The sequence below is a fragment of the Bradyrhizobium sp. USDA 4454 genome, from assembly GCF_054822705.1.
Genome location: NZ_JBTRCN010000001.1, coordinates 1,456,625 through 1,478,582, shown reverse-complemented (window position 1 = coordinate 1,478,582; position 21,958 = coordinate 1,456,625). Strand labels below are relative to the sequence as shown.

The following is a 21,958-nucleotide window of genomic DNA, read 5'->3' as shown; positions in this document are numbered from 1 at the left end:
GGTGAGTGGCGCCAGATCCAGCGGCTTTGCTGTCACGGGTCCGCGATAATCATTTCGAGCGGACCAGATCGATGTCACGCGATGTGGCCTTCCTGCGCGGTCTCCAGCGGACTTTCGCGAAAAGTCCTAGGTGCACCAGAATCGAAGAGCAAAAGCGTTGTTGCGTTCGTGCTAGATACGGCCGAAAGTAGCCCATACTCCCTCTTCGCCGTCCCAGCTGCCGCGGCTTGCTGCCTTGGAGTACTCCGTAGCGCGCTGCTCGAAGAAGTTGGCGTGCTCGACCCCATTGAGGATCTCGACCAGCCAGGGCAATGGATGCGGCTTGAGCTGGGTAAACCCGCTCTGACCAGCCTCAAAAAAATCGAAGACCGGGGCAATCCCGAGCTGGGTCAGCCGCCAATCGGCGACATAGCGGACATAGGCATGGATCTGCTCAGGGCGCATGCCATCGATCTCGCCGAGACCAAAGGCGAGATCAACGAAGTTTTCCTCCAGCTTCACCATGGTCCTGGCGACGTCGATGATGTCGTCGCTAACGGAGCGCGTCACCGCGCCAGTTTCGCGGTGCCATTCGTGAAATAGCTTGATGATGCCCTCGCAGTGGAGACTCTCGTCGCGCACTGACCAGCTCACGATTTGTCCCATGCCGTTCATCTTGTTGTGCCGCGGAAAGTTAAGCAGCATGGCAAAGCTCGCGAACAAAGCCATGCCTTCAGTAAAGGCGCCGAACATGGCCAGCGTGCGAGCGACGTCGGCCACAGTATGGACGCCGAATTGGTGCATGTAGTCAGCCTTGGCGCGCATCTGCGCATAGCCGCGGAATGCCTCAAACTCGGCCTTGGGCATGCCAAGCGTCTTGAGCAACAACGCATAGGCGTCAATATGGACGGTCTCCATATTGGTGAAGGCAGCCATCATCATCTGCACAGTGAGCGGCTGGAAAATCGGAATGTAGCGCTTGAGATAATTGTCACCGACCTCGATGTCCGATTGAGTGAAGAAGCGGAATATCTGGGTGAGCAGCGCGCGCTCGTTGGCAGTGACACGATCCGACGCCCAATCCTTGAGGTCGGAGCCGAGCGGAACCTCCTCGCCCATCCAATGGGTCTGCTGCTGACGTTTCCAGAACTCGTAAGCCCAGCCATAGCGATCAACGTCATAGCTTCCGGTCGAGTCCAGGAGGCCGACCCGTCCCTTGCCGATCAACGTGCGCGGATCGACAGCCGAGAGGTCAATCACTGACATGCAAGGCACTCCTCATAGTCGGTGCGCTGCGGCTGCGGTCGTTCCGCCTCGTCACGGCCGCTGATTTTGCCGGCGAACGCTGCGCGCGAGATCGACTTCGAACGGCAGTAATAGAGGCTTTTCAATCCGCGCTCCCATGCCGTCCAATGCAGCATATGGAGATCCCACTTATCGACGTCGGCCGCCAGATAGAGGTTGATCGATTGGCTCTGGCAGATGAACGGCGCGCGGTCGGCGGCGAGCTCGATGATCCAGCGCTGATCAATCTCGAAAGCGGTGCGAAAGATCGCTTTCTCGTGCTCCGAGAGGATGTCGAGATGAGCGACCGATCCCTCGTGCGCTATGATCGACTGCCATATCGCCGGGGTGTTGGCGCCCTTGGCCGTGAGTACCCTGGCGAGATGCGGATTGCGCACCGAGATGGCGCCAGACAATGTCTTATGGGTGTAAATGTTGGCCGGGACTGGCTCGATGCAAGCGCTCGTGCCGCCGCAGATAATGCTGATCGAGGCGGTCGGCGCAATTGCGATCTTATGGCTGAATCGCGCCATCACGCCGCGTTCCAGCGCATCCGGGCAAGGGCCGCGCTCGCGAGCGAGCGTCACCGACGCCGCGTCGGCATCACGCCGGATTTTCCGGAACATGTTCAGATTGAACGACTTGGCCAGGACGCTCTCCATCGGAATGCCCTTGGCCTGAAGGAACGAGTGGAAGCCCATGACACCTAGGCCGACGGAGCGCTCGCGTAGGGCAGCATAGCGGGCACGTCTCATGCCCTCCGGCGCCACCGTGATGAAGTGGGTGAGCACGTTGTCAAGGAAACGCATGATGTCTTCGATGAAGCCCGGCTCCTCGCTCCACCGGTCCCATGTCTCGAGATTGAGCGATGAGAGACAGCACACCGCGGTGCGCTCCTCGTCGCGATGATCGATGCCGGTCGGCAGGGTAATTTCGCTGCACAAATTGGAGGTTGAGACCTTGAGGCCGAGGTCGCGCTGGTGCTTGGGAAGGGCGCGGTTCACGGTGTCGATGAACAAGAGATAAGGCTCGCCGGTCTGCAGCCGGTTCTCAAGGATACGTTGCCACAGCTGGCGAGCGTCGATCTCGCGAACCATTTCGCTGGTCTTTGGACTGCGAAGCGCGAACGCTGTCCCGGCTCGCACGGCATGCATAAATTCGTCAGTAACGTTGATGCCGTGATGCAGGTTGAGGCTCTTACGATTGAAGTCGCCGGACGCCTTCCGGATCTCAAGGAACTCCTCTATCTCGGGATGTTGGACATCGAGATAGACTGCCGCCGAGCCCCGCCGCAACGAGCCTTGACTGATCGCCAGCGTCAGGCCGTCCATGACGTGGATAAACGGGATGATGCCCGAGGTGACACCGCCCTTCACCTTCTCGCCGATCGAGCGAACATTCCCCCAGTAGGTACCGATGCCGCCGCCGTTGGAGGCAAGCCAGACGTTCTCGTTCCAGACGCCGACAATACCTTCGAGCGAATCCGAGACCGAATTGAGGAAGCATGAAATGGGTAGACCACGCGAGCTGCCGCCATTCGAGAGCACCGGCGTCGCCGGCATGAACCACAGTCGGGACATTGCATCATATAGACGCTGAGCATGTGCAACATCGTCCGCAAACGCGCACGATACCCGCGCAAACATGTCCTGGACGCCTTCGCCCGCGAGCAGATAACGGTCGGTCAATGTCAGCTTGCCGAACGATGTCAGGAGGCTGTCGCGCGATCGATCAAGGGCAAGGTCAGACGGCTTTGGAGCTGGCGCGAGGGGACGCGGCAGCGGGGCCAGCGATGGAGGCTGCGCAACAGACCGCTGAAGCGGGGCAAGCTCTGCCTGTGCGTGCGCTGCCCGCACACTGGATGGTGTAACGAGGTGACCCTGTTGATCGAAATCAAAAGACGGCGACATCGGCAACCCCGCGATGTTTGGAGCCGGGGCCGCGGACGACTTGCAGGGAGACAAACGTCCCTCAGTGCAAGCGCTCCACCGGGGCACCCCGCCCGAGGACGTTTGTTCTGTCGCGGCAGGTCTCCTGGCTTGCGGGTCGCTGCGGCTGTCGACCTTCCCGGCGCGTTTCTGCGCCAGTGGCCCATGATGACAACCGCTCACCGCCTACAGTTGCGGGGGCAGCCCCGGAGTAGCCGTTCGGCGCACCGGGTTCCCTCTTAGCTTCCTGTCCTACAAGATAAAGGATGGAAGAACCATGACAGATCTACATCTAGGCGTCACATGCCGAGATTCGTCAAGTCTCGTTTGGGGTACATCAAGCTTCAGAAGAGGACACCGCGAAGTCAATGAATGGAGCGGCCGGCGCCGAGCACCGGTATGTTCCGATATCCATACACGTCCACCTGTGGCTGTTCAGGCAAATCAATCCAGAAATCCGGCCGACCATTCATCAGTCTATGCTGATCTGGAACGTAGATCCTACCAAAGGCTCTGAGACCGTTTTTTCCGTTCCGATGAGTATGAGCGGATCTTCAGCTCAAGATCTTCGAAGCTATCAGCGTCAACGATCCAGATGAAATCGTGTCTAAGGCGCTGGAAAGCTATCATGGACGTAGCCGACGCAGTCAGCTCCTCGACGTACGACGCTCCCCGCGCGATCTCGCTGCTCGAACGGCTGAGGGCCCTGAAGAACACGAAAGCTCATCGAGCTCGCAGCGGCTAAGCCGCTGTAAGCGCGACGAAACCGGCTCCCTTCGTGAATTTACCGTCGGCGCAAGCCTTGTCTCACAATGAAGGAGCAGGTCCGTCCCACCGAGATCGCCTGGTCAATATCTTTCTAGCCAGTACAGCTGCTGTTCGGCGCGCATAGCAGATCGATTTGGTCGCGGCGCATCTAGGTCGCCGCCCTTCTGATCAATTCGGCACGTGCCCGGTGCATGTTTGTAGCGGACCAATTGTCTGGCCCATTCTCGCGATCTGCCGATAAAGGCTTCGCCTACTGTTCGGTGCCCAAAGAAGTCAGGTTGGTCCTACTCGGCCGCGTCCATCAGGATTTCCGGATCGTTCGCGCCTCTCATCGCGACCCAGAGCACTCTTCGCAACGCGCGAAAGCCTCCAGGGCCGTGCTGGATCACGCCCGACGCGCTTGAATCGTACCCGACGTCATGTTGCAGGATTCGGCGCAAGCCACGACTGTTTGGCAAACAAGCTTGGCATTTCGGACCCGATCGGAACAACGTATGTCGCCTCTGGGCGGTCTCATGTCGGCGATTGACTGCGCGGTCCGGCGACACGGAGATGATGTGGTCCTCAGGATCGAGCACCTCCCGGAGCCCGATTTGCGGCTCTCCTCGACAACATTAAGAGCTGTCGAGCTGACGTGTTTCTGGAGGAAAGGAGGATGCTAGGCGCAGACATGGTGGTAGGCGGCAATCGACACCCAGAGAGAGGAGCGCCGTACGGGTCCTCCTGTAGCCTGTTGTCGAAACCAGCGTGGCAAGGCACGGGCTTCATTCAAGGCATCTGGCCCAACGTCCAAACTCCGGTTGCGATCGTTTCAGGCAAGACGCGACGCTGCGTTAGCTGCGCTCGATCTGCGGCAATTGCCTGCTCCGGCACCTGAAAGGACCAGATACATGACGGCATACCCTAGGGTCTTACAAGAGTTGCGTGTGGTTGAGCCCGGCCATCGGGTATTGGAGATAACCACGACCACCGGCTGCATCGTCAGATGTTCTTATTGCTCCCAGGACAAGTTTGCAGATCGCCAAAGGCCCGTATCCCAAGCCAAGCATCTGGGTGTTCAGGATTTCAAGCAATGTCTCTCACGCGTACCGACAGCTACTGGCATTAGTTTTTCCGGATATTCGGAACCCTGGTTGCATCCGCATTGCAGCACGATGGTTGAGCATGCTTACGCACGCGGCCACGACGTCCGGATCTTCACGACCCTTGTTGGAATGAACAGGACTGACGTTCGACGTCTGCAAATGCTCCGATTCAAGACTTTCGTCGTGCACGTTCCCGACGATGGCACTTATATGAACAGCCGCCTCGTCGGAAAAAACTACATCAATGTCATGCGCCGACTGATTGAGGCAAACATTCCCTCGATTCAATTTGTGATCCTGGGTAAAATCCATCCTGATCTAGCCGATGTAATCCCCGCCAAAAAGCTGCAACGCTTGCGGCCGCTGAGTAGCAGGCGAGGACATATAGATCCGAAAATGATCACCCCGCGGCAGCCGATCGCCGGCACTTTGACATGCAATGGGAAACAGCAACATCGGAATGTCCTTCTTCCAAACGGCGATGTTACCTTGTGCTGCATGGATTTTGAGCGGCGTCATGTCATTGGGAATCTTTTGCGCGACGAGTACGAAGATCTGTTCGAAGGCCGGATCTTTAGCGAAATCGCCGACCGCATGAACGGTACGGATGGCTTTCTACTTTGCAGGACGTGTGAATTTGCCAAACCGGAGCCGGAATGCTGTAGGGCCCCTGCCCGCGCGCTGTGAGGAATGGCGATACCAATGGAAGCTCGCCGCACCAGCTGGACTCGTGCCAGAAGGCGGATCAGAGCGCGCTTCGGCGAAATGCACGAGCCGGGGCCCGCCCGTAAGAGAGCCCCGAGGATCGCCTATGTTCAACTGGTGCGACTGGAGGTGGTAGATGCTTTTCCGGCAGGATGACGAACGATTCGGCCTCGCGGTTGATCTCGTGCCTCTCGATTGATCCAAAAGCCCTTGCCGTGTTCAGCAATTCAACACCGCTCTCCAATGGAAGTTTCGAGAGTACAAGAGAGCGTAACGGGCCTGCCCCACATGCCCGCCTTGACTCGACCAACGTTGCGCTTGCAATTCAGCCAGGTGAATAGCTACAGAATATTTCATCCACGATCGATCACAACGACATCGACTTGCGGATCGTCCCAAGAAAACCCGCACACGGCGGCGCCGGTGCCGTCAGCTCCCACAAACCGTGCGATGTGGGCATCCGACAACTCGTTCCCCGGAAGGTCATCACCTGCGCATCGTGAGATTCTGCCGCAGAATCAACTGCGACATTGTACGCTGATCTTCCGCTCAATAGGACGCTCATAGCGCAAACAGTATTGGCCGACGACCGTTCTCATGGGGGGAGGGATTATCCGGCTGAAGGAGCGATACGCTCTCCTCTCATCAATCGCGAACTCGGCCAATGGCAGACCGATCATCACGATGACAGGCCTGGGATCCTCGCGATCGCGAGCTGAGCGTTGGATCGAGGTCCTCGCATCGCATTTCAGTTCGAACCTCAGTTGAAGGATTTGTCATCCTGCGCTCTCCTTTTCGCGACGCGAACACACACCATCGCCTTGGGTGCCGCCCTTGTTCGCTATCATTCTCTGTCGTGCTTGGGGGCCACGTCAGGTTTTGGTCAGCCACCGCTAGTACCGAGGCGCCGAGACCGATGCAAGCGGAGACGCGACCATGAACCAATTTGACAATATCAACCCTGCCGGTAATCGTCCCGCTGCGTCTGAGACAACCGTGGAACAACCGCAACCGCAGCAAGTCCACTTTGAGCAGCAGCTCGCAGACGTGCAACAGCTGGGGCCTATATATGATCACAGGCAGCTTTACGATGTTAGTGAGGAAGACGATCGCCTGATCCAGGCAGCGTCTGGTGTGGCCCTCGAGCGAGGACCACTGCCCGGGCCGACAACCATCAGCATTTACGATCGCCGCCTTCGCAAGTTGGCTGAGGCTCTGAAGGAGGATGGCAAATCCATGGCAGCCCTCGATGATGATACGTTGCTCGATTGCGCCAAGAAGCTATTGCCAAACGATAAGGTTATCGCCCCAGCATTGTCGATGGTCAGCCGCTACCGCAAGCCTGGCGCCGCCGCTCGGATCACCGCGACACATTACCGTCCATCGGACGAAGACGAACGCCTCATTAGGAAGGCCGCCGAGGCAGGCTTCGGTCGAGGGATCGACGCGAAAACGGCCGGAAATTACGCAAGCAGTCTTCGGAAGTTGGCGTCAGCTCTCCGCCCCCTGTCCATTGCCAGGCTCAGTGCCGACAAGTTGCGCGGTCACGCCGATACTTTGTTCCCGAAAGACACGAAACTCCGCTACGCTTTGAACAGACTCCGCGACTATCGCGCGGGCGTCAGGCAGGACAATTTAGAAGGACAAGGAGGTGGCTCGCATCCGCCAACTCAGCCGGCCGTGCGTTCGTCCATGCTGACTGTCGAGAACCAGCTTTTGGAGAATGCTGCGGATCAGGGCGTATTGCTGGCTGGCAATCTCAATGCTCCGGAGGTTTGGCGTGAAATGGATTTGGCCGCTCATTCTCCCCCACAAAGTGTCGCGCAGGATCTGCTTTTCGACAACGCGGCGCGGAGCGGAGAGCTTGCGGTCTCCTGCTTCGATGCACCGTTACTTTGGCAGGGAATGCGCGCCCCCGCTTTCTCGTCCGTACAGAGTTTTGCTCAGGAAGAGCTTTTCGATGCTACGGATCGCGAGAGCCTGATGGCAGCCGCACCCTACGATCAATCGGCGCTTTGGCGAACGATGAGCGCAGCCTCCCATTCGAACCTGCAAAGCGCCGACCAAGGGGCGCTTTTCCATGGCATCGATCGAGATGATTTGCTGCCGGGGATGGCCTTCGATGCACCGGAACCGGCGTCGCGGGTGAATCTGGTCGTCCCTTCGCCCGTGCAAAGCATAGCCCAGAAACAGCTTTTCGAAGCCGCGGATCTGGAGGGCTTCCTGGTCGCGGACGATCTTATTGTGCCGGAGTTTTTGCGGGAACTGGAGTCAACTGCCAACCTGCCCATTGAAAGTGCCGGCCGAGAAGAGTTTCTCGATGCTGCAACCTCGCAGCCGAACTCGCGACTGCGGAACCTTGCCTCTGAAGAATACCTCGCACGGACGATGGACCAAGGCGGTGCCGCCCCGGCCACAACGCCATTCCCAGCCAGCGAAAGCTTTGATGCTTCTTTGGTCGTTCCAGATGACTTCTCCCACGGCAACCAGCCCGCGCCGGATATGATGCGCTCCAAACTGGGCCATTGGGGACTGTTGCCGGACGCGACGCAGCCGGTGAAGACCTACGACATTCACGGCGAGCCCTATACTGCCGTGTTAGGACCCGGAGGACACAATGATATTCAGCTTATTCATCTGCGCTCTCTCGCCGTCGGCGACACGTTTGATGTTTCATTCGCCGTGCCGAAGGACTTTTCCCATTGCACCCAGCCGGCACCCGACATGATGCTTTCTCAGTTGGGTAATTGGGACTTCTTGCCTGATGCGGAAAATCCGGTGATGAACTATGAGATTGCCGGTGAACGCTACACGGCCGTATTGGGACCGAGAGGGCCCAACGACGTTCAACTTATCCACCACCCTGGGTTCGTTTTGCGGGGTGAAGCTGCGCTTGTGACGCCGACGGCTCCCCCGCATATCTATAGCGGCCCTGTATCCGGGTTGAATCCACCCGCCACGCTCGAATTACGAAAGGACGCCCCTTCGACACTGGAGCCAAACCTTCCACTGCCGTCTGCGGCTTCGGCATGGAGCCATCAGCCGGCCCCGCAAATGCCTGAACTCGGAGAGTTGTTCGGCCCAGACTGGAGGGACGGCCCCCGAGAGGCTTCGCCTTTCGTGATCGACATGCTCCAAGACCTGGGTCTTCTGCCGAGCCAGGGCGTCCCCATGACCTGTTTTTTGATCCACGGTCAGCCCTACACGGCCGAAAGCTTACCCGGAGGCCGCATTCTTCTATTTCATCGGCCGCAATTTGACTGAGTGAGGTGCTCGTTGGCACCTTGTACGGCTACTCAGGCCGCGAAATCACATCGAAGCGTTTGCTTTTAGAGAACTTAAGACCGCAAGCGCATCAGAAGAGAGCTCGGCAAACTGTATCCGCGAGCGCGGAGAAGACCTTCAAAGACGCCGCTGGACATCTTCGCCTTCAACGTCGGTGACGGCCAACACGTCCTTCATATTGAGAATGTCGGCATAGAGATGGACGCCGTCCACGCGGTAGGCGAAAGCTCATGAAGGACGATTAAGAAGAGCCTTTGAGAAGACTCTCTCCATGCGACTTGTCCGAACCATCGATTTCGTCAAGTTCGCCGAAACCAAGAATGCCGCCCTTCTTACGTTCTCCTCGACTTGGATCATCGGTACGATGAACCTGCTAACGAGCCAGGCCAGCTTGCCACTTGGTTACAACGTCGCATTCTGCGCAGCGCTTCTTCTCTTCGCTGTGGGCGGTCTGGTTTGTATTCTGTCGTTTGTCCCGCAGGTGTTGGCTCATTTTTTCGAGACGGATGACGACTCCGTCAGCTTGCTATATTGGGGCGCCGCGCCGAGCACACATTCAGGCGCTGCCTTCTTATTCCATATGCGAGGCGCTCCAAACCCTGATGGCCCGGGGTGCCAGTCTGGTATCGACGAGTTTGCTCCAGGACTTGCCTACTTCGATCCAGCGGCATTTTCGCGCGGGCAAGGTCTCCAGCACTTTTTGGGCAATAGGTGCGAGACTCGCAGCTTCGGAGGTTGGGTCAAGGCCAGCATCTGCAAGGATTTTCACGGCGGTCTCTTTGGATCGCATCCACGCCGCTTCGGTGAACCTGCTCTCCGAGAAATACTCGAAACAGGTGCGAAACGTCAGAGCACGGCCGATGACCTTATGGTTTGGTAATCCCGTCTCACTGAGCCATCGGCGCAAATGGTCGCACCATTCCTTGCTGCTCAAGTCGAGAAGGTGGTCACCTTCGAAAATCAAAAGCGCCGCCATGCCGGCGATTTCACATCGCACGTCCTCATCTTGTTTTTCGAACCATTCGCGGATTGCTTGCAAGGGCGTCCTCGGCATCCCGGCCGCGCCGGTCCGTTTGAACGGGACGACGTTTTCCAGTGGGGGCATGCGCGGCCAAGGCTTGCCCTTTGCGTCCCATAAGACCCAACGCTCTGCGATCGCTTTTGCTTCTTCCGGTGATCTGGTCCGCCAAAGCTCCTTGAGCGCCTCGCCGACGTAGTATGAAACATCTGCCTTTAGGCCACGTATACGTGCGATTGCTGCTAGGCGTCCGGCGTCAAGGAGCCGGGCCGCGAAGTTGTTCTCTGCATTCATCTTCCGAGGTCTTCCCCGTCCTCTCCAGCGCGTCCCGCTCATTCTGCTCTAAGCCCATTACAAACTCGCTATTCACGCCGTTTAAAGCTAGCGGTGACGCGACAAGACGCCCGCCGGTATCGGCAGACGCCGTCTGCCTAATGTCACTGGTCACTAACTACAGTGGCCAGCCATGGCCGCAAATTGCGGTGGTAGCCATGCCCGGAACGCCCCTAGGCATGGCTAAGGATGTGCATTCTTCGTGCCAAGCAATAGTCGACAGTTTCGATGACGTTTGTGTTGGGTTTGTCTGTTTCCCGACATACTAAGGTGTCGATCCTAGCAGGAGAGCTTGTCCGCAGCGGCTCATCTTGATGCTGCGGTCTCCGCAACCACGCGAGCGAAGCCACTGGTGGATCAAAAAGCCCATTGGCGCTTTAAATCGGCTCGCCGGCAACAGCGCTGGGCTGCCCCATGGTTAGTTTAGTCAGTCCAGTTCGTACAAGATTCCTGCTCCAAGCTGGTTGCTCTCACTCCTAGACACACAACCTGCGTTACAATCATCTCAATAGCAGCCTGGCCGTTGGTGATTGTGCTTTCTGTCTCGGGCGTCTTCACAATCTTCCGACAACGACGGCATTTTAACGTCGCCGGCACGTACATACGCGAGAGATGCGCTGAGACCCAATTAGGACAATATTCATTAGTCGAATTTTGGACAACTTAACGAGCGTATCGCGTGCGGAGATCGACTCTAACAAACAGATCGTTCCTTTCCGAGGAAGATCAGTTCTTTACTTTCTTCCATCGCAAAAAAAGGAGATGTGGCTTTCAACTCTTGACGAGATCGATCGGCGCCGCCTTGGGCTTACCTTAGTCGAATAAGCAATTTATCGAGTTGGCGCGTCGGCTTCGCCGACTTGGCTCGACGCGCGCCGAGCCTCCCACCCCGGCCTTCGATTTGCCCCTCGCGAGGGGCTCCGCCCCCGGCGCCCAAGAGGACCGTTGCGCTCGCCGCGGCCGTCTCCCAGCCTTCCGCGCTGCGCTTGTAAGGGCTGAGTGACCCCCTCCGCAACGTCGTCCCTGCGTGCGCCCCCGGTCTCAGTGGGCTTGGCGTGTGACGATTCAGAGTGGAAGTCTGCGCTGAATCGTTACCCCAAATGGAAAACTGAAAAATCAAGAATTGCGTTCAAACGAGAGCTTAAGGTGTACAAACGCACCGCGGTAGTCGCGGCACGATCTTAAGCGGGATGGTTCAATCACTGTGACCACGTTTGGGAGCACGAAACTCTCAGATGAAAGGACCAAAAAGACGCGGCATGCATGATACGAGCACATTGTCGGGCGGCCGAGGAGTAAGCGTCATTATCGCGGGCCATCAGCTTGATCGGGTTCAATCCTCACAGGATCGCGGGCCAGCTGCGGACGTAATTTGGAAAGACCCGCCTGGAATGTTCAAATGAGAGGCCTGTCCGCGAACAATATGAGGATAGCCGGAACCGCCGATCTTCCGATAGGTGAGGTTCAATGAGGATCGATGGCCTACGGTACCTTGAGACAGCAATTTCGTCCACTCGATGTGCTCAGGAAAAGACGGCCAGAAACAATCTGGCCATCTCTCACGATCGAAACCATCCGTCATGACGTGCGAAGGTGTTTGCACGGTTAACGGATCAAGGTTTCGAAGCGCGCCCCCCTGCGCTGTTCTGTTCGTTTACCAGATGAACTTAGCGCCATCCGGCAGTTCGCAGATGAATTCGCCCTGGTTCACGAGTTCGGTGGTCCCGACGACAAGCTTCGAGGCCCGCACGGTGAGCCTGCCTTCGCGGCTGAGGCTATGGCGGATGTACTCGGTCACGGCATGTCCGGAGCTGTCCACCGTTTGGTGGGCATTGGCGAAGCTAATGCCGTTTTGGGGGGTGACCCTGAAGGCGTTGATGACCAGACCAGCCTGAGTTGCCGACGCAGCTTTGGCACCCTCCGCGGAGGTACAGCGGCTCATGTCCAGTACGAGCTTCACATTCTTGCCGGTCTGCAGGGCGTTGAGCACCTCGGTGTATTTCGGTGAGACCTCCTCGGCTCTCGCCATCGTGCTCACGCCTATGATCGAAAGCAAGCACAACACGATCGCCTGTCCTTTGCCGGCACACTTCATACGCTCTTCTCCCTCGATAAGCATCACAGATCGCAGTTGCGAGACGTCGTGCTCCTAAGTCGATTGGCGGATTCAAGACATCTGCGCGCCTGCCACAAAGACAGCCTGCCGCAACTAGGCGCAAGTGGTTGTGACGGCTATTCCGACGTCACAACCTCGTAGGTCAGGTTTGCTAAAGTGGCTCGCCCCCGTGCGAAATCGACTACAACGATTTGATCGAGCGTCGGTCGCTTGGAAACCACAAAATGACAACCGGTCGCGCTCGCCCATTAATGCTGATCCGACGACCGAAAGGATGCCATTCTTGCATCTTTGTAAGCAAAACGCCTTGAAACGAACACGTCGGCCCCGTCGCATCCGCCAACTCGTGCATATGATAGCCGGGCACGGACTGCGGCCCCAAGAGGGCATGCCCGCAATGTGATGGTAGAGCGAACCTCGTGCGGCGGTCCGAACAAGCTCAGTCAAGGAACCTGATCTCGGCCTATTCGCAACAGCAATGACAGAGGGCACCAGACAGCGCCGACTTCTGATGCCTAGTATTGCGCGCCTTCCTTCTGGCTGACGATCGCCTTACTGACCAAATCGATCCGGCCACTCATGGCTTTCTTCCTGGTCCGTCAGCTTCTCGAAAGCTGCGCCTGCAATAGTCTACGCCAATAGCCGGCGCGCGAATGGAGACTGAAATGAACGTTGATCCCCGGATCGCCGCAGACACTACATTCGAGGCTCACGACGTGTTGCAGCAGCCGAGCCGCGACAGGCATTGCGAGGATCAAGCAAGCTTTGAGCAGCAGCTCGATGGCCTGGACCTAGATGACCAAGATTCGGTCTTCCCAAAGTCGGATTCAGTCTCGTCAGTTCCAGACTCCACAACCGGCTTGTCCTCGTCTGCGCCGAGCGAGGCTCCGAACGCTAGTTACTATCCAGCCGCATCATTTGTCAGCGCCCGCGCCCAACTTGCCGCAACACTGACGGGTGCCACCCTTGAAGCACTCAGGAACGAGATCAACCTTGCCGAGCGGCAATCGGCGCGTTGGTCACCGGCGACCGCACCTCCCGTCGATCGGGACCGCGTATTCGAGGACGTGGCGGGCTCGTCATACGTCACACTGCGGCGCTTTCAGAATCAGGACAGCGATTGCAAGCCGCGCGCCGAAGAAAACACAAGCGCAATATCGCATGTCCGTAACACGGCTCGGGATCACACTTCCGTTGGATACCCGCTAGAGCGCTACCCTCTCGACCGGGCCCGCCAAGCTGGCTGGCATATGCGCGGCAAGACAACCGCATCTGCCTTCGTATCGTTGGTCGAGGATCCGGAAAAACTCGCCGTTTCGCGCGATACTTGGGCGAGAGCGATCGCCAACAATGCGGACGCGCTGCACACCTACACGGTGCCGAAGTCGGCGGTCTGGACGCCCGACGACGTGCTGAGCAGCATCGGGCTTGGAATGAATGCCGACGATTCCTACCACATCGACGGGGACGTCGATTTGATGTGTTCACTCGGCAGAACTCCAACCCGAGAGACTGAGCGTCTCTTCCTTGGCGGCAATTTGGAGAGCTATCGAACCGCCAGCGAAGCAAATCCCTATAAACACGGGAGTAATGAATAGATAATCTGGCCGCGCCATTTAGCATGGTTCGTTGGGCTCATGTACCAAGACAACCTCAAAGTAGATCTGGAGCACGGCACATCTTACGCGTAACGGTTTTAGCATAGGGCGTGGCGCGGCCGATGTCTGATCAACATCGCCAATTGAACACGGCAGACCCTACGCAATGCGCTACGGGCGGTTGAGAACTCCGAGAGGGAAAGTCACACCTGGACGGCCGGCGGAGCTGGCGTTCGGGCATCCTGGTATCCTGGCTGCGTTATGACATCGCACCGCACGGCCTCAATTTATTAGTGGTCATCACACGTGGCCGGAAGCGTGGTGAAGTAAGGTGCTGAACACCAAGCATCGCCCGTTTTAGCCAGCTCGACCTTACATTGACCGCGCGATCAGCGCTTCGGCCGCGATGGCTTCAGCTATTCATTCGTCTGCGGCAAGCGAAATTGTTGCATCAGGCCGATCCGTCACCTGGATGTGTTCCATCAAAACAATCGATTTTGCCGGTGACACCTAAGCGCCTCATAGTCGACCGCGATCTATGGAGGCAGCATTCAAAATGACGTCTGGCAATCGATTCTCTGTCCAGTTCCTTGATGATCAGATTGATTCGCACGATCGCTCGTCCGCATCTCGACTGGTAGCCCATGCCCGTCACGTGAACGCATACCCGCCCCGGTCTTCCCGCAATATTGCCACGCATGAGGCGGGTACGTCGATCGTCCGATTGTGAAGCCATGGCTTTGCTTAACGCGTCGCAAACGACTGGCTCTTCGTGCACATCCATGGCTCTGGCCCTAAGCGTGATCGGACGGCGAAATAATCACGACCTGGACAGCGCGAGACAGACCGCTATGCGAAGGTTGATGATCTAGTCCAGACTGTGTCGCCCGTTGTCTCTCAAGGCTTTCGAGTTTGATGGCACCGCGACAAGCAGTCGAAGGCACTTGAATCTTACCTAGCGTCAGATTGTAGGATTTCCGACAGTTTCGCGACAGGATCCGCTCGCGTGAACTCTTCCCGACAGGTAGCAAGAAATGCGAACGTCTCAAAAACTCGATGCTCGGTGGCTCCGCCTCGTTACGCTGCTCGATGACTTCTATTCAGAGCGGACTGACTTCTATTCAGAGCGGACATCGTGCGTCGCCTCTGCGCATAGCAGAGGACGAAGCGCCCCACGCGTAGCCAGAGCAGGATCCGGCCGGCAAGAGGAACGGGAGCAGTCGCAATCTTGCTCATGCCAGTCACACGCCGAGCTAGAGATGAAATCATTCATTCGCCATCCATCCCGTAGGACGACACGGTGCCGGCGTAAGCACCTCTGGCGATGCGCGATGACAACACCGGATTCGATTCGCTCTTCGTCCGCAGCATTCGCTCCGCGGCGACGTGGGAGGACTTCGGCGCGTTCGAACTTCGGGATGCTTGGCACCTCGCGTGGTAATCACCGGCCAGCGAGAGGATGCCTATCAGGCCGATAGACGTACTGATCTTTTGTCATGCATCGCGGCCTTATCCAGCACTTGGCCAGATGCAGAGCGCATGAACCGTCTTGAATGCGCGGGAAAACTTGCATTGTCGTGGCTTGACGACAGTACGGGCTCAACGCCTAGCAGGGACTGACCGCGAATTAAGACGAATTGGGAGAGTTTCCAAATGTCAGCTTCGCTAGTCTGTTCGGCCAATTCAGCCGGTCTAGCCTGCGATTTCGTTTCGCTCGTGCGGCTTGGCCCAATCGCTCCTACAGGCGGCCTCGGCCTACAAACGCATCAGCGCGCTGCCAAGGCTTTCAACCTTGTTGGAAATCGCAGAGCTCTTGCCGACATACAGAGTCTTTTGAACGCTGTCTCCGGCGGACGCAATGCGCGCCAGGCCGCCTATGCGATGACGATAGACTGCCAGACATTGATCGCCCGTGCTTATGCTCAACCTTGGTATTTCCGACTTTTCGAATTCACCTCAAAGCGGCCGCCTCTCGGATCCACCGAGCCTTATGGTCAACCGTGACACGCTCAAGTCCTGCCGAGGATGGACGAGAGGCAATGAATGCGAATTCTCCTGGTTGATCATCATGCCGACTTTGGTCGCGCCGTGAAGGAAGCGCTCTTGGATTGCGGCTTCGCCGTTGATGTGACGCGCACACTGGATGAGGCGTCGGCCGCGCTGGAATGCGCGAACTACCACATGGTCCTGCTTGAATCTGTCTTGCCCGACGGAGACGGACTTGACTGGCTGAAGCAGTTGCGGCGCGAGGGACGATCAATGCCGGCGATGATGATGAGTAGTCTCAATGATCTCAGCCGCCGAATTGCAACTTTCAATGCGGGTGCAGATGATTTCCTGCCCAAGCCCGTGTCTATCGACGAACTTATCGCCCGCATGCGAGCTATTCTGCGGCGGTCGACGCAAATGACAGCGCCGGTGGTAACATTCGGCAACCTGCATTTCGACCCGATCGCAAGGCAAGTCTCTGTTGGCGGTCGGATACTGAGAATTGCGCGGCGCGAAGTGTGCATTCTCGAGCATCTGCTCAACCGCGCCGGCCGCACCGTGCCGCGCACATCGCTGGAAGATAGCTTGTATGCGTTTGACGACGAGGTCTCGACCAATGCGCTGGAAGTCGGGATCTATCGCTTACGCGCGCATTTGAACCAGGCCGGTGCGACGCTCAGGATCAAGACTGCGCGCGGCGTTGGCTACACCCTTGAACTCGTTGGCGCAGCATCGGCTGCCTAGCAATCCAACTTGAAAGCAACAATCCCTTGAAGGTCGTCAAGAATGCTGCCGGCGCCAGTCTGCCGCCGATGGTCATCATCTCGCAACGCTCTGCCGCCCTGCCCCGCTTGTGCTACGTCCTGTGCGGGCTTGCTCTGCTGTTTCCACTTGCTGGCGCAGCCGAGACAAAACGGGACGGCAAAGGAGAGCCTGCACGTGCGGCGCCTGGCAGCACCACCGGCACGCTCAACCTCACCTCCTCGCAGGGCAAGACGGTTCATCTGAACGCGCCGGCAGCGAGCATTTTTGTTGCCGACCCGGCGATCGCCGATTACCAGGCGCCATCGAGCAGCACGATATTCGTATTCGGCAAAAAATCCGGACGAACCAGCCTGTTCGCCTTGAACGAGAACGGCGAGGCTCTCGCCGAGCTGCGCGTCGTTGTCACCCAACCGATCGAGGACCTGCGTGCCACGCTGAAGGCTGAGATCGGCGATTATCCGATCCAGGTCAGCTATACCCCACGCGGCGCAATCCTTGGTGGTACGGCTCCCAACGCCGATATCGTCGAGACGGCCAGGAAGGTGACCGAGCAGTTTCTCGGTCCGGGTGCGCTGGTCGTCAACAAGATTCAGGTGGCAGGTTCGCTGCAGGTGAATCTGAGTGTGCGGGTGGCAGAAGTCTCCCGCAGCGCCGTCAAGGACCTCAATATCAATTTCACGGCTTCCGGTCCGAACGGCGCTTTCCTTGTCACCGGAAAAAGTGGCGGTTCCGCGCCCGCCCGCGGCGGCGGCACGATCGGCATCGGGTACAGCGCTGGCAATACCAACCTGAGCGCTGTTCTCGATGCGCTCGCCAGCGAACACCTCGCCTCGATCCTGGCTGAACCGAACCTGACCGCCATGTCTGGGGAATCCGCAAGTTTTCTGGCCGGTGGCGAATTTCCAATTCCGGTGATGCAGGACAACCGGCAAGTCTCGGTCCAATTCCGACAATTCGGAATCAGCCTGGAGTTCGTCCCGACCGTTCTCAGCAATAATCAGATCAATATCCATGTGAAGCCTGAAGTCAGCGAGCTGTCGAAAGAAGGCGAAGTCAGCGTCAACGGAATATCGGTGCCCGGTCTCTCCACGCGTCGTGCCAGTACTGTTGTCGAGCTCGCCAGCGGCCAAAGCTTCGCCATTGGGGGGCTCATCAGGCGCAATTTCAGTACCGACATCGGCACTTTTCCTTGGTTAGGAGATGTTCCGATCCTTGGTGTGCTGTTTCGCTCCTCTTCATTTCAGAAGCAGGAGACCGAACTGGTCATCATTGTCACTCCCTACATCGTCCGGCCGGGATCTGGCCCGGGCAAGATGAGCGCTCCAACTGATCGCATCGGGCCACCTTCGGACGTAGGGCGCACCCTGACGAATACGCTGGCTGGTTCATCGAAGGGCCGTGAGGCGGCGCCGGCCACGGCCAGATCGGGTGCAACCGTCGGTGCCGGCTTTATCATTGAATGAGGACTGCCAATGACCTTGCGACGACACCTATGTCTTTTGATCGCAGTTGCGGCTGCCCTTGGCGGATGTGCAAACAGTACTGCGATTTATTCCGGACCGGCCGGACAAACGGTCAGGGTGGAGCGGAAGACCAGTGTCCTGCTGCTTCAAAATCTTCGTCGCAACGAGAGATACGGCCTGCGGGATTTCATTGCGAATGCTAGCCGCGGGCGGCGCGATGCACTCCAACTCGACGTAGCCGGCTCACCGCGGCTCGTAGCGCAAGTTGCCCATGAGGCGCGCGCGATGGGCATTGCCCCCTACAATATCCGCCTGTCCGCCTCTCCCGTCGACCTACCCGCACATTTCGGGGTCCGGATCGAGGCAATTACCTACGAAGCACATCCGGCCGCCTGTCCGCCGTTCGCTGTCACCGGCCCTTCTCTAAGCGACAATTCGTTCGATCCAACGCTTGGCTGCTCAGTCCGCAATAACCTCGCAGTCATGGTCAATGATCCCGGCGACCTGCTAGGCAATAGCGCCGTCATGCCGACCAGCGGTGATCGTGCAGTGCTTCCCATCACAGCGCGTGGGCCCGCGGCGACCGGCAATCGCAGCAATTTGGAGGATGGAGCCCAAAACAAGGGTGCGCCCGAAACCCAATAATATCCGGCCAGGACCAATGACGCTGGGCACTCCGGTTTCCATATCAGTTTTTGCGATCGGCCGACGAGCTCGTGGACTCCGGTCTGTGCTCGGCCGTTGTTTTTGGTTCGCGGAGCTTTTGCCAAGTTATGCGACAATAGGGGTTTCGACCGAAGGTCCGAGCGCGTCGACGCTACACAAGGCCGGCGGCAAACACCGCCTTTGCGACCCTCTCAAAACAAACCATGGGAACGGCCTTGCCCATCGCACCTTTACTGATCAGCTGACGCGCCAATACGTGATCCTCGACAATGCTCAGACGCTGGGCCCGCGCCTGCCCAAGTAACTGTAGCGCCACCTCGCCTTCACCGCGGCACACCAGGACCGGGACGCCTGTCTCGCCCCGCACGTAGCGCAGCCCAATCACCGTCGCCGGTCCAGTCAATATCAATGTTGCCTGATGGATGCCGAGCGGAGACTCGTTCGCCGATTCGCGACGGAGCCTGCGGTGTTCACCCTTGATGTGCGGATTACCATCCTGTTCCTTGGACTCGCGCTTGGCCTCGCTCTGCGTCATGCGCATGTCGCGCAGGAATAACCAACGCTGAATGAGCAGATCGGCGAGCCCACCAATCAGAAAGGCGACGGCAGCAATCGCTATCAGCACTTTCAGCTCGTTAAAGACAAAACCAAGGCAGCTTAAATCGCACACGGGCAAATAGACCAATGCCCTCCAACCTGAGAGCACAGTGAAGACGAACGTGGCACCAAGAACCAATACTTTGACGAGGGACTTTCCAAGCTCCACAAGCGAGCGCTGGGACACAATCCGCTTCAGCCCTTTGACCGGATCCAATTTCTCAAAGCTAGGTTTCAGCGGCTCGACGGAAATCGTCAGCCCGCCGTTGGCCAAGACGCCGGCCAAGATGGCCGCAACCAACGCCGCACCCAGGATTGGGGCTACGGCTGCCATTGCAAGGTCCATCAATCCGACCAATGCCTGCCGGACCGCACCGTTGAATGGCTGGCCCTGCAGCTTGTCGATGAGCCGCACTGCTTCGCGCCATCCGTCTTCGATCGGGCCTGCCCTGAAGCACAGGCAGCCGAAACCAGCGCAAAGGCTTGCCGCGGTCACAAAGTCGGCGCTACGCGGACTCTGCCCTTTCTTACGCGCGTCCCTCAGCTTCTTGTGGCTCGGTGGAAGCTTTTTCTCCTCACTCGTGTCATTCATTTCAAGAACTTCTCGAGCCAATCCAGTACACCGTCGAACTGAACGATCTCGGCTCCCATATATTCGATCAGGAAGACGGTGTAGCTCACCATGATGATGCCAAAGGCGGCATTCTTGATGGTCGGAGAGAGATCGTTCAGCTTGATTTGCGGCGCAAAGCGCCCAAGCAGCATGAGGGATACGTCAATCAGAAGCAGCAGAGCCAGCACAGGCCCGGCGACCACGAGCGTCGCATGCATGATATGGTCGAGAAGCTTGATAAATTCCATTGCCCCCTGCTGGGTCAGGGGCGGTAGCAGCCGATACACGGGCCAGATCAGATAACTCCCGTAAAGGCATCTGACCATTGTCTGCAGGCCTCCCGATACGACGAAGATCGTAACCGCCGCAGTTCCGAGAAAGAGCCCCATTGCGGAGGTTTGGCTGCGTGTCGCCGGATCGTCTACCTGACTGGAGATGCCGCGCTGGGTATCAATGATGTCACCAACGGCTTGGATGCTCCAAAGTGGTATGCTGAGCAGAAAGCCGAACAATAGGCCGATAAATATCTCCTTCACACCGAGGAGCGCGACCGCAATTATACGGGTGCCGGGATCCAGCGCCTGCAAGCCGCTCTTGATTTGCATCAAGCAAGGCAATCCAATTACAACCGTCGCGCTTGCGCGGATCATCCCGCCAATGTGCGGCCGCGTGAATACCGGATGAACCAGCATAATGCCAAGCGCACGGGCCGCGCTAAGTCCAGCCGCGACGACGAATTCGACGGCAGTCTGAACCAGACTTTGCGTCTCGGTGGGTGACAACGCATCCATTTGAGCTCAGCTCACCGCTCGCTTCAAGCCAATCTAATCGCCCGGGCGCCTCGCCATTATGCGAGTCGTCAACTCTGCTGGTCATCTACCTCGTGTCCTAGCGGCTGCAGATCGACATACCTAACGCTAGGGTCACGTCACTTGCGCTTCAGCTCTCCGCAGCCACGGCTGTCCACCAATAAGGTATGACCATCTCAATGATAGGACCCGCCGAATAGCGCCGCTACCAGGCCAGCAAGCCAAGCTCCTTTGGCTGTCACCGGCCGCAGGGCGGTTTCTGGTGACCTGGAGCTTCGGAGCTTGCATCATTCAACAGTTCGCGGCGATCGGTCTCGGCCGGCACTTCATCGCGGCTTGATCCATCAGATCGTCAAAACCCTGCGCCCACTTGAGATCAAATCGGTTCGCCTATCCACCTAGTTAACAACTCGCCAGGTTATGCATCGAGGGCCAGGCCTCACAGCAGGTCATTTCATCGTGGAGCCAGACTCGAATTGAGTGGATGACAATTTCAGATGAGGTCATTCCTCCTCCGAAGGCCGATCGAGCTGAACAGGACACTCCGGATATCTATCTGTCCCATGATAATGAGGCGAGCTTTCGGTAAGCTGACGAAACTCGTCTCTTCCATGGTTCAGAATGAGGACAGACAAGCGCGACGCCATAGCTGCAGGCTTGGTCCGCCTTGCGTTCCCCGCACTAATACCTCGCTGTGAGCGCCGGGAACTCGGTGAAGATGTGCTGTGCTTGCTCGATCAGTGGCGCGCTCAGCACCGGGGCGAACAGAACGAGCACCGCGACGACGACGAGGAGCTTCACTGTCAGTGGCAAGGTTTGATCCTGGAGCTGGGTTGCTGCCTGCACGATGCCGATACCCAGTCCGGCCACGAGGGCTGCCAGGAGCGGGGGAAGAACCCAGATCATGAATAGGACAAGTGATCGGCTCAGGTGGGTGAGGATGCTGGCTTCGTCCAT

The 21,958-nt window shown here is 57.9% G+C and carries 13 protein-coding genes and 1 riboswitch; of the genes, 6 read left to right on the top strand and 7 right to left on the bottom strand.

Features of this window, described 5'->3' with window-relative positions:
• Positions 1-171 precede the first annotated feature (171 nt).
• Complete coding sequence (locus ACVIW0_RS06865; RefSeq protein ID WP_456709150.1) at positions 172-1,245, bottom strand: ribonucleotide-diphosphate reductase subunit beta; 1,074 nt, start codon at positions 1,243-1,245, stop codon at positions 172-174.
• Positions 1,236-3,173: a ribonucleoside-diphosphate reductase subunit alpha gene (locus ACVIW0_RS06860; RefSeq protein ID WP_461351630.1), complete on the bottom strand. Its 1,938-nt coding sequence runs from the start codon at positions 3,171-3,173 to the stop codon at positions 1,236-1,238. Before ACVIW0_RS06860 ends, ACVIW0_RS06865 begins: the two co-directional genes overlap by 10 nt.
• A 97-nt stretch (positions 3,174-3,270) precedes the next feature.
• A riboswitch (cobalamin riboswitch) is annotated at positions 3,271-3,486 on the bottom strand.
• 1,363 nt (positions 3,487-4,849) lie between these two features.
• Here ACVIW0_RS06860 and ACVIW0_RS06855 point away from each other — a divergent pair.
• Together ACVIW0_RS06855 and ACVIW0_RS06850 are read left to right on the top strand one after the other, a co-directional pair.
• Complete coding sequence (locus ACVIW0_RS06855) at positions 4,850-5,731, top strand: radical SAM/SPASM domain-containing protein (RefSeq protein ID WP_461345034.1); 882 nt, start codon at positions 4,850-4,852, stop codon at positions 5,729-5,731.
• A 954-nt stretch (positions 5,732-6,685) separates the two neighbouring features.
• Positions 6,686-9,013 (top strand): hypothetical protein, encoded by a 2,328-nt coding sequence (locus ACVIW0_RS06850; RefSeq protein WP_461351629.1) that lies wholly within the window; start codon positions 6,686-6,688, stop codon positions 9,011-9,013.
• 592 nt (positions 9,014-9,605) lie between these two features.
• On the opposite strand, the gene ACVIW0_RS06845 is transcribed toward ACVIW0_RS06850, so the two are convergent.
• Both ACVIW0_RS06845 and ACVIW0_RS06840 read right to left on the bottom strand, forming a co-directional pair.
• On the bottom strand, positions 9,606-10,346 hold the full coding sequence (locus ACVIW0_RS06845; protein ID WP_461351628.1) for a hypothetical protein: 741 nt from the start codon (positions 10,344-10,346) through the stop codon (positions 9,606-9,608).
• Between the two features lie 1,693 nt (positions 10,347-12,039).
• Positions 12,040-12,480 (bottom strand): VirK family protein, encoded by a 441-nt coding sequence (locus ACVIW0_RS06840; protein ID WP_461351627.1) that lies wholly within the window; start codon positions 12,478-12,480, stop codon positions 12,040-12,042.
• 686 nt (positions 12,481-13,166) lie between these two features.
• Between ACVIW0_RS06840 and ACVIW0_RS06835 the strand changes: the two genes are divergently transcribed.
• The 4 genes from ACVIW0_RS06835 (at position 13,167) to ACVIW0_RS06820 (ending at position 18,961) form a co-directional block, all read left to right on the top strand.
• Positions 13,167-14,099: a hypothetical protein gene (locus tag ACVIW0_RS06835; protein ID WP_461351626.1), complete on the top strand. Its 933-nt coding sequence runs from the start codon at positions 13,167-13,169 to the stop codon at positions 14,097-14,099.
• A 2,043-nt stretch (positions 14,100-16,142) separates the two neighbouring features.
• Positions 16,143-16,832 carry a response regulator gene (locus ACVIW0_RS06830; protein WP_461351625.1) on the top strand — a complete coding sequence of 230 codons (690 nt, stop codon included), beginning with the start codon at positions 16,143-16,145 and terminating at the stop codon, positions 16,830-16,832.
• A gap of 26 nt (positions 16,833-16,858) precedes the next feature.
• Positions 16,859-18,316: a type II and III secretion system protein family protein gene (locus ACVIW0_RS06825; RefSeq protein WP_461351624.1), complete on the top strand. Its 1,458-nt coding sequence runs from the start codon at positions 16,859-16,861 to the stop codon at positions 18,314-18,316.
• A 9-nt stretch (positions 18,317-18,325) separates the two neighbouring features.
• Entirely contained in the window at positions 18,326-18,961 is a 636-nt protein-coding gene (locus tag ACVIW0_RS06820) for a CpaD family pilus assembly lipoprotein (RefSeq protein WP_461351623.1), read from the top strand.
• A gap of 172 nt (positions 18,962-19,133) precedes the next feature.
• Here the strand turns inward: ACVIW0_RS06820 and ACVIW0_RS06815 are convergent, their stop codons facing one another.
• The 3 genes from ACVIW0_RS06815 to ACVIW0_RS06805 all read right to left on the bottom strand — a co-directional run bounded on the left by ACVIW0_RS06815 (position 19,134) and on the right by ACVIW0_RS06805 (position 21,958).
• Entirely contained in the window at positions 19,134-20,171 is a 1,038-nt protein-coding gene (locus tag ACVIW0_RS06815) for an EscU/YscU/HrcU family type III secretion system export apparatus switch protein (RefSeq protein WP_461351622.1), read from the bottom strand.
• The gene (gene sctT, locus ACVIW0_RS06810) at positions 20,168-20,983 is read right to left on the bottom strand and encodes a type III secretion system export apparatus subunit SctT (RefSeq protein WP_461351621.1); all 816 of its coding nucleotides are present in this window, start codon (positions 20,981-20,983) and stop codon (positions 20,168-20,170) included. The genes ACVIW0_RS06815 and sctT overlap by 4 nt, the downstream gene beginning before the upstream one ends.
• Before the next feature lie 699 nt (positions 20,984-21,682).
• The gene (locus tag ACVIW0_RS06805; protein WP_025038819.1) at positions 21,683-21,958 is read right to left on the bottom strand and encodes an EscS/YscS/HrcS family type III secretion system export apparatus protein; all 276 of its coding nucleotides are present in this window, start codon (positions 21,956-21,958) and stop codon (positions 21,683-21,685) included.

Coding starts and splice junctions, on each gene's coding strand:
- ACVIW0_RS06815 (WP_461351622.1), bottom strand. CDS start 20,171: ATGAATGACACGAGTGAGGAGAAAAAGCTTCCACCGAGCCACAAGAAG.
- ACVIW0_RS06840 (WP_461351627.1), bottom strand. CDS start 12,480: ATGAAGTGTGCCGGCAAAGGACAGGCGATCGTGTTGTGCTTGCTTTCG.
- ACVIW0_RS06820 (WP_461351623.1), top strand. CDS start 18,326: ATGACCTTGCGACGACACCTATGTCTTTTGATCGCAGTTGCGGCTGCC.
- ACVIW0_RS06860 (WP_461351630.1), bottom strand. CDS start 3,173: ATGTCGCCGTCTTTTGATTTCGATCAACAGGGTCACCTCGTTACACCA.
- ACVIW0_RS06805 (WP_025038819.1), bottom strand. CDS start 21,958: ATGGACGAAGCCAGCATCCTCACCCACCTGAGCCGATCACTTGTCCTA.
- ACVIW0_RS06845 (WP_461351628.1), bottom strand. CDS start 10,346: ATGAATGCAGAGAACAACTTCGCGGCCCGGCTCCTTGACGCCGGACGC.
- ACVIW0_RS06830 (WP_461351625.1), top strand. CDS start 16,143: ATGCGAATTCTCCTGGTTGATCATCATGCCGACTTTGGTCGCGCCGTG.
- ACVIW0_RS06835 (WP_461351626.1), top strand. CDS start 13,167: ATGAACGTTGATCCCCGGATCGCCGCAGACACTACATTCGAGGCTCAC.
- ACVIW0_RS06865 (WP_456709150.1), bottom strand. CDS start 1,245: ATGTCAGTGATTGACCTCTCGGCTGTCGATCCGCGCACGTTGATCGGC.
- sctT (WP_461351621.1), bottom strand. CDS start 20,983: ATGGATGCGTTGTCACCCACCGAGACGCAAAGTCTGGTTCAGACTGCC.
- ACVIW0_RS06855 (WP_461345034.1), top strand. CDS start 4,850: ATGACGGCATACCCTAGGGTCTTACAAGAGTTGCGTGTGGTTGAGCCC.
- ACVIW0_RS06850 (WP_461351629.1), top strand. CDS start 6,686: ATGAACCAATTTGACAATATCAACCCTGCCGGTAATCGTCCCGCTGCG.